This is a genomic window from Fusibacter ferrireducens (assembly GCF_015352425.1).
Taxonomy (GTDB): Bacteria; Bacillota; Clostridia; order Peptostreptococcales; family Acidaminobacteraceae; genus Fusibacter_A; species Fusibacter_A ferrireducens.
Genome location: NZ_JADKNH010000007.1, coordinates 111,575 through 123,642, shown reverse-complemented (window position 1 = coordinate 123,642; position 12,068 = coordinate 111,575). Strand labels below are relative to the sequence as shown.

At 39.1% G+C, this 12,068-nt stretch carries 12 protein-coding genes; 6 read left to right on the top strand and 6 right to left on the bottom strand.

The annotated features are described in order from the left end of the window. Positions 1–73: 73 nt before the first annotated feature. A complete protein-coding gene (locus ISU02_RS12570; protein ID WP_194702185.1) occupies positions 74–1,675 on the top strand; it encodes an ABC transporter substrate-binding protein in 1,602 nt (533 codons plus the stop codon). Positions 1,676–1,885: 210 nt separating this feature from the next. Here the strand turns inward: ISU02_RS12570 and ISU02_RS12565 are convergent, their stop codons facing one another. The 6 genes from ISU02_RS12565 to ISU02_RS12540 form a co-directional block, all read right to left on the bottom strand. After that, entirely contained in the window at positions 1,886–3,046 is a 1,161-nt protein-coding gene (locus tag ISU02_RS12565) for a UxaA family hydrolase (RefSeq protein WP_194702184.1), read from the bottom strand. Next, complete coding sequence (locus tag ISU02_RS12560; RefSeq protein WP_194702183.1) at positions 3,043–3,336, bottom strand: UxaA family hydrolase; 294 nt, start codon at positions 3,334–3,336, stop codon at positions 3,043–3,045. The genes ISU02_RS12565 and ISU02_RS12560 overlap by 4 nt, the downstream gene beginning before the upstream one ends. Before the next feature lie 61 nt (positions 3,337–3,397). Beyond that, positions 3,398–4,672 carry a nickel pincer cofactor-dependent isomerase, group 22 gene (locus ISU02_RS12555; RefSeq protein WP_194702182.1) on the bottom strand — a complete coding sequence of 425 codons (1,275 nt, stop codon included), beginning with the start codon at positions 4,670–4,672 and terminating at the stop codon, positions 3,398–3,400. Positions 4,673–4,730: 58 nt separating this feature from the next. Further along, the gene (locus ISU02_RS12550) at positions 4,731–5,696 is read right to left on the bottom strand and encodes a C-terminal binding protein (RefSeq protein ID WP_194702181.1); all 966 of its coding nucleotides are present in this window, start codon (positions 5,694–5,696) and stop codon (positions 4,731–4,733) included. A 53-nt stretch (positions 5,697–5,749) separates the two neighbouring features. After that, on the bottom strand, positions 5,750–7,468 hold the full coding sequence (gene ilvD, locus ISU02_RS12545; protein WP_194702180.1) for a dihydroxy-acid dehydratase: 1,719 nt from the start codon (positions 7,466–7,468) through the stop codon (positions 5,750–5,752). Between the two features lie 106 nt (positions 7,469–7,574). Then, positions 7,575–8,270 (bottom strand): haloacid dehalogenase type II, encoded by a 696-nt coding sequence (locus tag ISU02_RS12540; protein WP_194702179.1) that lies wholly within the window; start codon positions 8,268–8,270, stop codon positions 7,575–7,577. Positions 8,271–8,514: 244 nt separating this feature from the next. Between ISU02_RS12540 and ISU02_RS12535 the strand changes: the two genes are divergently transcribed. The 5 genes from ISU02_RS12535 (at position 8,515) to ISU02_RS12515 (ending at position 12,067) form a co-directional block, all read left to right on the top strand. Beyond that, positions 8,515–9,291, top strand: coding sequence for an IclR family transcriptional regulator (locus ISU02_RS12535; protein ID WP_194702178.1), 777 nt, complete (start codon positions 8,515–8,517; stop codon positions 9,289–9,291). A gap of 260 nt (positions 9,292–9,551) precedes the next feature. Continuing rightward, entirely contained in the window at positions 9,552–9,923 is a 372-nt protein-coding gene (locus ISU02_RS12530) for a hypothetical protein (RefSeq protein ID WP_194702177.1), read from the top strand. 35 nt (positions 9,924–9,958) lie between these two features. Next, on the top strand, positions 9,959–10,987 hold the full coding sequence (locus ISU02_RS12525) for a hypothetical protein (RefSeq protein ID WP_194702176.1): 1,029 nt from the start codon (positions 9,959–9,961) through the stop codon (positions 10,985–10,987). 169 nt (positions 10,988–11,156) lie between these two features. Next, on the top strand, positions 11,157–11,555 hold the full coding sequence (locus tag ISU02_RS12520; RefSeq protein WP_228727811.1) for a hypothetical protein: 399 nt from the start codon (positions 11,157–11,159) through the stop codon (positions 11,553–11,555). Next, positions 11,552–12,067 (top strand): molybdopterin-binding protein, encoded by a 516-nt coding sequence (locus ISU02_RS12515; protein WP_194702175.1) that lies wholly within the window; start codon positions 11,552–11,554, stop codon positions 12,065–12,067. Before ISU02_RS12520 ends, ISU02_RS12515 begins: the two co-directional genes overlap by 4 nt. Position 12,068: the final 1 nt, after the last annotated feature.

Genomic DNA, 12,068 nt, shown 5'->3' with positions numbered 1-12,068 from the left:
ATCTTTTGAGCGTTGGTTGTCGTAATTTCAAAAACATTGCTAGAAAAGCATGTAAATAGGAGGACATAATATAATGAAAAGCAAACATTTATTGAAAAGAGTGAGCACCGTTTTATTGGCAGTAGTTTCGATTGCATTGTTAGTGGTGGGTTGTAGTTCGTCAGAAGCTAAAGGCAATTCTTCTGAGAATCAGACGGGAGAAGTCGATACAAAAATTGCAGAAGAGAAAATTTTCACTTACGGAGACACCACATTTAATGCGGAAAATGATGAGGCAAATGTAAATCCACATAACGGTTATGCAGGATGGGCTTGCATTCGATATGGTATTGGAGAGACACTTTTCAAGTACTCTGACACAATGGCATTAGAGCCTTGGCTTGCAACTGAATATAAAAATGTGGATGAGAATACTTGGATGATTACATTGAAAGATGATGTGACGTTTAGCAGTGGTCGAAAGTTAGATGCAGCAGCAGTTAAAGCATGCATAGAGGATCTCGTTGCCGTTCATAAGCGTGCAAGTGGTGACTTAAAGATTCAAGAAATTATTGCAGATGGACAAGTTTTAACGATCAAGACCACAAGTCCTGTTCCAGCGTTGATGAATTACTTATCTGATCCATATGGCTGTATTATTGATATGGAAGCAGGGATCACAGAAGACGGTAATGTATCCGGTACTGGTCCGTATATAGCAACGAAAGTTGAGACGGATAAAGGGGTTACTTTAATAAAAAATAAAAATTATTGGAATGGGACACCTAAACTGGATACCATTTATGTAAAGACGATTAGTAATGGCGATACTTTGACGATGGCAATGCAGTCTGGTGAACTAGACGGTGCTTATGGACTGCCTTATGCAAGTTTACCATTGCTATCTAATGAACCCTATAGCATTTCTTCAGTTGCAACTTCAAGGTCGTTTTTTGGACAGATCAACTATAAGACAGAGGCGCTACAAGATGCGAATGTACGTGCAGCCATTGCAGGCGCCATTGATAAAGAAAGTTTTACGAAGGTTTTATTGAATGGAAATGGCACAGCAGCTGTTGGACCGTTTCCTGCAAGTTTTGCCTTTGGAGATTCCACAGTGAAAGCACAGCCATATGATTTAGAAGCCTCAAAAGATTTGCTTTCAAAATCAGGGTGGACAGACACGGATGGAGACGGTTATGTGGATAAAAACGGTGAGAAATTGACAATCAGATGGTTGACCTATCCGAGTCGTCAAGAGCTTCCGTTGCTGGCAGAGAGTGTACAAGCCTCTATGAAAAAGATAGGGATTGATGTAGTGGTGAACTGTACAGCTAATTCTAAAGATGTTCTTACTAGTGGAGATTGGGATATCTATGCAAGTGCGTTTGTATGTGCGCCAACAGGAGATCCCGAGTATTTCTTTACCACTCACTGCTTGGATACGTCCACCAAAAACCGTGGTGGTTACCATAACGATGAACTGGAAGCGTTGGAAAAACAAATGAGCTTATCCTTTGATGATGCTGAACGAGAAAGACTTGCAACCCAAATGACTCAGATCCTCTTGGATGATAACGGCTTTATTTTCGCATCTCATTTAAAGATGTCCATCGTATCGGGTAAAGGTGTTACAGGTTTAGTTGCACATCCTTGTGATTATTATGTAATTACAGCGGATTTGGATAAGAATTAGAATGAATTATTGAAAATTAGTCCTGTTATTATATGATCTATAATAAGAGGGACAATGTGATCTGCAATAAGAGATACAATTGGATATGGATTACCCCTGAAAAAAGGCTTTAAGAGTGTGCATCTTAAAGCCTTTTAGCTGTTTGTATAGATATAGATATAGATATAAATATAAGCTATAGATGTAAATATAAGTAATAGAGTTTATCTCTTAAGTGAGTATGGGAGAAATTCTGTAAAGAGAAAATTCTCGATGTCCTAACTTTTCAGCCACAACTTCTTCACCTTGGCAAACTCGTATCAAATGGTCAAATAGGAGCTGCCCGCCCTGTTCCACAGAAATTTGACCCTGAATAATAGAGGTTAGATCCACATCGATATTTTCTGACATCACAGTTGCAACGTGTTGGTTTGCAGTTATTTTGATCATAGGCGCTGCCGCAAATCCCATTGGGGTTCCACGTCCTGTGGAAAACAAGATTACCTGTGCACCACCAGCACAAATGCCTAGGCTTGCAGCCAAATCATTACCGGGGGTATCCATAAAAGAAAGACCAGGTTTGGTTACGGATTGTCCGAATTCAAGGCCATCCACAATAGGTTCTTTACCTGCTTTGCAGATGCCGCCTAATGATTTTTCCTCTATGGTGGTCAATCCGCCGTCAATATTGCCAGGAGACGGTTGTGATCCGCGTAAATCCACTTTCATATCCAGTGCTATTTGTTCAACTTTTAAAATTTTATTGCGAATAAATTCAGCTGTTTCAGGAAGCTCACACAGTTCGTCTAGAATATCTTCTGCACCCATTAACTCTGTAGTTTCGCCAAAAACAGCCTTTGCACCCTCGCGGATAATCATGCCGCAAGCTACTCCTATTGCAGGGTTTGATGCGATTCCAGAAGTATAATCTGATCCGCCACACTCTAAACCGACAGTCAGAGCGGAGAAGGGGGCATCCACTCGTGGTTGACATATAAGCTTAGCAGCCATTTCTTTGCAAAAGGTAGCACCTGTTTCTTTCGTTTTTGTAGTGCCGCCAACTTCTTGAATCACAAGAGATAAAACAGGTTTTCCTGATTCAGAAATTTTCTCTCCAAGCGTTTTGGCGTCGATTTCTTCACAACCAAGGCCGACAACGACAACTGCACCAACATTAGGATGTATGCCCATCTTATAAAGCATATCAAAGGACAATACGAGGTCAGGTCCAAGTTGGTCACAACCATATGGATGCGTGTAGGCATCTGCCAATTCACAACTATTTGCAATCAGTTCAGCTACATGATTTGCGCAAGCTACCGTGGATAAAACTGCAATTCGATTTCGAATGCCAAAAGTACCATTCTCCCTTGCAAATAATTTTAAGTTCATTGCAAATCACCTCTACCTCTTAAGCTCTCCAAGTTATGCGTATGCACGCTTTGACCTTTTAAAATATCTTGTGAGGCACATCCTATTACATATCCGTATTTTCTAATCAACTGCCCTTGCTCAATATCTTGCAAAGCAATTTTATGGCCTTCATCTATTTGCTCCAATGCAATCAATTGCTGATAAATGAGTCCAGCCATATCAAAAACAGAGACCGCATCATTTTCCATGATATTTTCCATGGCAGTTGCAACCGTATCGTTTGGATGTAGCAATAACATTTTTTTCATAGTTTTCCCCTTAAAAAAATTCAATAAATATGTCTATACACGATAGATGCCTGTCTATATACTAGAGGCCGAATGCCTTGTGGAATGATAGAAGGCGTCCATCTTGATCAAATTCGAATTCTTGTAGTTCTGAAAGTACTTCAATATTTTTGTTGTCTTTGAGTTGCTCATAAAGAGCCTCTGATACAACCATTTCTTCCAAACAGTTGGTATTGCGAATATAGATCAGAGTGGCGCGAGAGGGGTCATCCAATCCAACCGTTTCCACTGCCGCAGCTATGGCAGCACGGTCATTTTCCACAATTACCGGAATTCTGCCTTGTTCTGGCGCAGATGCCATGACGCAATTGAAACTGGTGTCTACAATATCCATAGCGCGGAATACAGGCATAGTCGTGTAATCTGCCAATCCCATACCCATATAATTACCATGAGTGGCTTCTGTTAGACCAAGTACAGAGATTCTACCGATTTTAGGGTAGTCGGGTTCCTTTTGACCTAAAATCATGATTCTTCCAATAGTTTTGGTATCCATACCAGTGCCGGATACGTTTTTCCCCATCTCCGCGACGATCAAAGCATCTAATGCTTTTACTGGTAATTTAATGGTGTTTTCCTTTACTCTAGCCAGTGCAGCCTTTTCAGTTTCCAAAATATTTTCTGGTAAAACAGCCTGCACATAATCAAGTTGACTTTTCCAATTCTCAGTGGTCATCACTCCAAACAAAACGGGTAAATGAGCCATCATATAAGCTGCAATTTCTCGAATTACTTTACCATGTCCCTCAGTCAATGCTTTTGTATGAATTGCTTGCGCACCTTGAGGATTACCAATGCCAATGGCGAATATTTTTAGCAAGCCACTTTCTGTGATATCCGTAAAATCAGTGTGTGGCTTAACGCGGTTAATAACAATTAATCCTTCCAGTTCATCCACAATAGAATTACAGTAAACATCGTAGCCATGGCTAGGTGTTTTCCCCATGTATTTGCTTTCACCGCAACAACGAATAGGGACTTCCATGGTGTCTTCAGTGATGCCTAGAGATGCCAGCATAGCAGCTTGTCCCTCCGAAGTGCCGCCACCTTGAGTTCCAATGGCAGCAAAAATAAAGGGTTTGCCACCATTTGCTTTAACAAAATCAACTATAGACTTTACCAACTGTGGCAGTTGATCCAATCCTCTGCTACCTACAGCGATTCCAATCGTTTTATCTTTGATTTTATCAGAATCAATTTTGAGTGAATTCATGGCGTTAAAAGCTTCCGCATAGGGATTTGTCAAAGCTGGAGTAGTAGCGATGTTTTGCCTTATCAACAGTATTTTTGGTAACATATAGATTTCCCCCTTGAAAAAATGATGCAATTAAATATATGTAGTACAGTGTCTTTAACTAAAGGTCTTTTGAATTCAAATTGAGCATATTGATCATATCATATTTTTTATTAAAAAAATGGGTGATGTTAAGCGCAGAACGTCGTCTTACTTCCTCTAATGCATCCTCTGAATAAAAACCTACATGAGGCGTAATGATGACGTTATCCATTTTGAAAATTTCACTGTCAAAGCATGGCGGTTCATCTGCAAGAACATCGAGAGCCGCGGCGCGAAGAATGCCCTTTTTTAGCGCTTCAATTAAATCCGTTTCATTCACAACTTTGCCTCTTGACGTATTGATAAAAATGGGATTCTTTTTCATCCTAGAGAATGTTTGTTTATTAAAGAAATCTTTTGTCTTTTCTGTTAACGGCATATGAGATGAAATAATGTCAGATTCTCTTAATAGTTCGTCTATGTCAACAGGTTTGACATTATGGGCATTAATAAAATCCGCTTTAATGCTTGGACTATAAGTAATTACTGAAAGACCAAAGGCCATTGCACGTAAGGCTACCTTTTGGGCTATTTTACCGAACCCCACTAGACCCAGAACCTGACCATTCAGTCTTTTCATAGAGGGTACAACGTCAATATCCCATAAATTTTCTCTTACAGATCTGTCGTATTGGACGATGTTTCTATTGGCCGCCAATAATAAAGCTATTGTATGATCTGCCACCTCATTTATGCAATAGTCGGGTACATTTGCTACTGCAATATGATACTCAGTTGCTGCTTTGATATCAATATTATCAACACCAACTGCAGTATTGGATATAATCTTACATTTTTTCATTTCTTTTAGAACGCTTCGGGTAAATGGCGCATATTCAGATAATACGGCATCTGCATCCCTACATACCTCTAACAACTCATTTTCAGTTTTGCATTGACAGGCAATCACTTGAGCTTCTCTTGGCAAAAACTTTTTTTCTATATCGATTGAACCCCAACTGCAATCCGCAATGACAATTTTCATAAATATACCCCCTATATTTTATTGGTCACATTTTAGCTTCTGATGGATAGTTATTATAATTTTAGCATTGAAGCGCCTTGAACTGTCGAAGAAGAAGCACGCCTAAACAGTCCCAATACGCCATCCATATCTTGCTTAGGGCGTTTCCAAGAGAGGCGTCTCGATTCTAAAATGGAATCTACCTCTTCGAGAGACCTATTTGTTTTTTCGATTCCAACAATATTCAGAGCTCTATTGTTTATATCCAGATGAATCAGATCACCTTTATTGACAAGTGCCAACGGCCCGCCCTCAGTAGCTTCAGGGGATACATGACCGATTGCGGGTCCTCTTGTAGCACCTGAAAAACGGCCATCTGTAATTAAAACTGTGGTTGACACCAATTCTGGACGGTTGTATATGGCTTCAGTTGCTTTAAGCATTTCTGGCATGCCGGCTCCTTTTGGTCCTCTATAGCGGATGATAATCACATCACCCGGATCAACTTGACCATTTGAGATGGCATCAATCGCTTTTTCTTCTGAATCAAAAGGTTTGGCAGGACCAGTATGGACGTACATTTCAGGTGCAATTGAGGCCTGCTTGATAACGGCGCCTTCTGGAGCGAGATTACCATAGAGAACAGCCAATCCACCCTCTTTTTTATAAGGGTGATCCACCGTTTTCAATATATCTTCAGGTTTTAGATTATAATTTTTTAAATAGGCAGCACCTTGCTTAAAAAAATCGCTTCTTTCAATTTTTTCGAGATTCTCCCCTAGAGTATATCCGGTTACCGTCATCGCATCAAGATGCAAATAGGATTTCAGTGCCAGCATGATGCCAGGTACACCGCCAGCAAACCAGAGTAATTGTGTCGGCCAATCCCCGGAAGTTTTAATACCTGCAAGTACGGGTATTTTTCTACTCACTTTGTCAAAATCACTGGGTGTTATAGAAACGCCTACCTCTCGAGCGATTGCAGGCATATGGATAATGGCATTTGAAGAGCCAGAAACAGCGGCATGAACTATTAAAGCATTCTCAAAAGCCTTTGGCGTCAGAATGTCCAAAGGCGTCAGCCCCTTTTTCAACAGATTCAGTACTGCTTTTCCAGCATCTTCCGCCATGAGTTTGATTAGATTAGACCAAGCTGGCATTAGAGCATTTCCTGGCAGGGACATTCCCAATGCTTCTGACATGATTTGAAGTGTACTGGCGGTACCCATATATTGGCAAGCACCGCAGGTGGGGCATGCGTTTTTCTGATAAAAGAGCTGTTCTGTATCAGTCATTTTGCCGAGCCTAACTCTTTCATTGGTTTCATAGCATATTTCTGCTGACATAAAATCTGGACCAGGCATCATTGAGCCGCCACAAAAATGGACAGCTGGAATATTCAATCTCGCCAATGTCATCAAATGACCAGGTGTTGCCTTATCACAAGATGCGAAAGTCACAATGGCATCAAAGGGAAGGGAACGGGCATGGATTTCAACCATGGCAGATATGATATCTCTAGAAACAAGGGAATAGTTCATGCCGCCATGTCCTGTAGCAACACCATCACAGATATCGGTAACCGTATATTGCGAAGGTTTTCCGCCATGTTTGTAGACACTGAATTTTGTCATTTCGACCAGTTCATTGAGATGTCGGCTGCCTGGATGACTATCGCCCCACGTGCTTTCCAGTAGGATTTGTGGCTTTTTCAAATCTTCAAGCGTCCATCCGCTCCCCAGCCATATGGGATCAATTTCAGGCCCAACAGCTCGGCTTTTCTGACTGTTCAATTGTTTTGCACCTCACTTATCAGCATTAAATATGTTTTTTACACTTCCAACATTCTGAAACTTTAATACCCTTTAATTTTTAAATTCTGTTCTTATGCTTCAAATCCTATTCCTTACAAGCCATACCTCTGATTAAAATGGCTAATGACTTCATATCTCCAACAAGATAATCTTCTGCTACATCCACAGATCGAACTTCCCCTTGGCGATTAATCCAGCAGGAGGTGATTCCCAATTCGTGAGCTGGAACTATGTCGTATTTGAATCCAAAGGCAGCATGCCAGACTTCTGATTTATCCAGACCTAGACGATTAAGAGCATAGTGAAAACCCTTGTGGCTTGGCTTGTAAGCACCTACATCTTCAGCAGTGATAATATCATCAAACTTAACCCCTAAATTTTTTTCAGTTTCTCTGATAATCGCATTCTCTGTATTTGTCAATGGAATAACTTTTGTATATTTTTGTAGTTCGATGATTGCATCTCTTGTGTCTGGGAATGCAGCCCATTTACCCATTGATTGTGCAAAAGTTTCGCAGTCCTCATCTGTGAATGGCAAGTTAAATTTATTAAAGGCCATAGGTAAAGTGTCCTTTAATATTTGACGATATGGGCGATATTTTTCTTGAATATAATCAAATTGAAGCATTTCCCATTCCCTTTGAACCGCTTTGTAATCAACATTTTTTACACCGTGATTGTCGAGAATGCCTTTAAAGAATTTTTGGATTTCGCCTTCCCAGTCGACCAATGTACCATAACAGTCAAACGTAATTGCCTTTGGAACCTTAGGTATTTGCATAATAAAATCCTCCTGTATAGTGTGGTAAGCATTTAGAACGTCATTCCTATATTTAGAACAACGTTCTAAATAATTATACTGCTTCAAAATGAAATTGTCTATATGATTATGTCATTATTCTTGATTTTCTTTTATGTGGCCCTAAACAATTAATGTTGTAAACACAAAATTATCGTGTAGAATAATAAGTAACTTAATAGTGTCTTTACAAATTTATAAAATAGTAAACCAAGGAGTCGTAAAAATGGATAAAAAACCAAATTACCCTGTATTAACGCTGGCTAAATCATTAGAAATAATTGATCTTCTTTCCAAGGAGTCAAACAAAAGGGGGCTTGGTATCAGTGAGTTAAGTCGCCAATTAAATATGGGAAAAAGCACTGTACATCGTATTTTGGACACGTTGGCTTATTTTAAATATGTTGAGAAAAATGACGAAACTGATAAGTACAAATTGAGTTGGGGATTGTTTTACGTAGGTCAAGTTGTTCCAGAGCAAAATCAACTCTCTCAAATGAACTATCAAATACTTGAAGAGCTCAGCCATCAAACAGGTGAAACTGTCAACCTTAGCGTTCGTTCTGGAGATGAGTCGGTCATTATTTATCAATACGACAGTAAAACAAATTTAAGAGCGGGTCATCAAGTGGGGGGACGCGAGCCTTTATATGCCACTGCACTGGGAAAAGTCTTGATTGAAGATTTAGATAGAAACAAATTGACAAAAATATTGGGAGATCAGGATTTTCTTGCCTATACGCCGAATACAATTCAAAACATGGATGCGTTAATTAAGCATATTGAAAAGGTTAAAATACAAGGGTATGCCATCGATGATGAAGAGCATTGTCTTGGTTTGAAATGCATTGCGATGCCTTTAAAGAACTATACCGGAGAGATTGTGGCAGCTGTTAGTGTAAGCGCACCTGTCGTCAGGATGAGTGACGATAAACTGCTTGAAATAAAAGAAGCACTCGAATTAGCTTGTAAAAAAATATCAACATTTCTTGGAAAACAATAGATGAATGGTATAGAGTGACAATGTGATCTGCAATGAGAGATACAATTGGATATGGATTACCCCTGAAAAAGGCTTTAAGAGTGTGCATCTTAAAGCTTTTTTGTTTGAGTTTCAAATCTAATATGTTATATAAATATGCTTTTTCATAAAGGAATAAAGCTGTTTTGTCAAATGAATTGATTATTTTTTTTAAACTCATATACTAAAAATATAATGAACCGTTTTTTTAGCGAATGAATATATAAAAAGGAGATCCTATTATGAGAATGATGCACACAAAACTTCATGATTTTTACCAAAAGATCATCGATGCCGGTAAAAAAATTCGACCAAATACAGAAGTAACCTTTCGTGGATTGGAAAGTTTTCAGACTGGAAAATTACCTTCTTTAAGGGTTGGACGTGTTGAAAATGAGATTGTAGAGATTACGCAGGATCCGGGTGTAGAAAAAGTAGAAGTCATTATTATTCCTCGTAACACAGAATCATTCCATTCAGTTATTATTAAGGGCATCCAAAAGGATGGAACCTGTAAAAAGGCGATTTTAGAGAATATGCACATATCTTCTCCAGGAGAGGATTATTACCTTCACGATGTAGAAGAAATCGATGACCGTCGAACTTCTTTATAAAAGTGCTTGCGAAAAAGAAAGGGGCGATATTTATCATGAAATTAGCATATAAACTTGTACCAAAAGGAGCAGGAAACGGTGTTGTACCGCTCAGTTTAGCTTTTATTGATAAAAAGGATATTGACAGTGTGGGCGTTTCTTATAGAGAGGCTTGCCAAATGGTTGCCAATAATCATAAAGAAGATGCCATCTCTATTAACGTCATTGATTGTGACGCTATTACGGTTACCAGTGATGGCATAATAGCAGATGGTGCTGTAGTTGCGTTTGCTTCTGCTGATCGTGGAAAAATAAACAAAGACTTTGGCTATATGACTGTTAGTGAGATCCCTTATTCGGAAAAAACAATAGCTGAAGAACCTCACATGAAGCAATGGAATACGCCGTTCTACCGTGGCAGACGTCTTCATCGAGGGCCTAATGCAGAAGATAGAAAACCGCTAGAATCGCACAACGAAAACATGACGATGACGGGTCGTATGACGAACAACAACACAGGATCTGAAATGATGAATGTGGTTGATATGACAGAGATTTTAGTGCCTTTCTTTGGTCAAACAGAAATTATAAAGGATGGCAATTTACTTTTAGGATTGGCAGGTCCAGTAATTTCTGTAGGGATTGGTATGATTGTAAGAGAACGTCAAGGTCGTATTTTTGGTTGGAATTATGGTGCTGGTAAAACTGCACATAATTCGGGTGAATTTGCTAAGACGGTTAAGAGTGATTATCCAGCACTTGCAGCTGATAAGAAAGTGCTTGCCGAATATATTTTACGTGCCTTGGATATAAACATGGTTCCAGGGCGCGACATTGGCTGTTCACCTGCGGTTTTAAGCCTTGCTAAAGCTTATGGCAAACCGATTGCATTTGATAATATTGAAGAGAGTGCTTGGGTTGAGCTAGAAAGTGTTGGCTTCTCTCGAGAAAAATTGGAAGCACCTTCAAAAGTAATGTCACGTGATGAAATTATTGCAAATGCTGATGAAATTATACCTGGCATGGAAGATGGTATAAAATACAAAGCTTCTGAATTAGTTGAAAAGAGATTTGCTGAGAAGTAATATTTTTCAAGTAGTGATGTGTTAAAGTGATTTTTTCAGAATATTCATATATGCATATATTTGCTTAAAAGTGGGAGCTTATACGTGTATCATACTGTGAATCAATAGATGAGCTTCCTGTAAATTGAGAAAAAAAGTGATTTGGATTCTTAATATACAGGAAGCTATATTGATTTATAAATTTAGAAGAGGGAAAGGCAAGGTTATGGATCAAGAATATATCATTGCCCATGCAGATAAGTCCGTAATGAAGATTTCTGGATTGCGGGTAAAAGGGCTGAATACAAAAAAACTGGAGCAAATATTAATGGAAAAATTGCACACCGTTGTGCGTGTGATTGGTGTTACTGGCGAATCTATAGAAATGGATGCGTATGATATTGAACCAGATCAAGTTCGGAAAAATGAAAAAGGATTAATTGAAATATTAGCTTTAACAGAGGGGATCACTGCAACTGAAGTTGCACAGATTTCTTGCAGTGAAAAAATAGTAGAAGTCATATATGATCAAATTCCTGAAAAACCCATTTCAGCATGTGCAAAGGAAAGGTGGATAAAGCGATCATGAAGAAGGTTTATATACTTCCAACAGGAGATGAAATTCAAAATGGCACAGTACTCGATTTGGATTCAGTCGAGATAATGAGCCAAATTATTTCAATGTATCCAAAAGCAGAGGTTACTAGGATCTCCCCTCTAAAGGATGAAGAGGATGTCATATTTCAAAAAATACAGTCATTGGTAAAATTAAAGCCTGATCTGCTGATACTCATCGGTGGAAGCGGAGGTGGCCATCGACATAGCAATTCTCTTGGAAAAGATTTTACGCATACTGCACTCGATCGTTATCTGGATCAAAAAAGTTCCAGGGAAATCTACGGTAAAAACGGGCATCTTTGGTGTAAGCTGGTCTGTGGTAAGAAAGAATCCACGCTTATCATAAATGTTCCAGGACCTTATGAGGAAGCAAAAGCAGCGACTGAGGCTTTCTTGAAAGCTTTTTCAGAGGCGTATAGTATAGAAAATATTTGCAAGGCAATGGCGCAAGCTGTCTATGATCAATACCCTGTAGGAGTTTGAA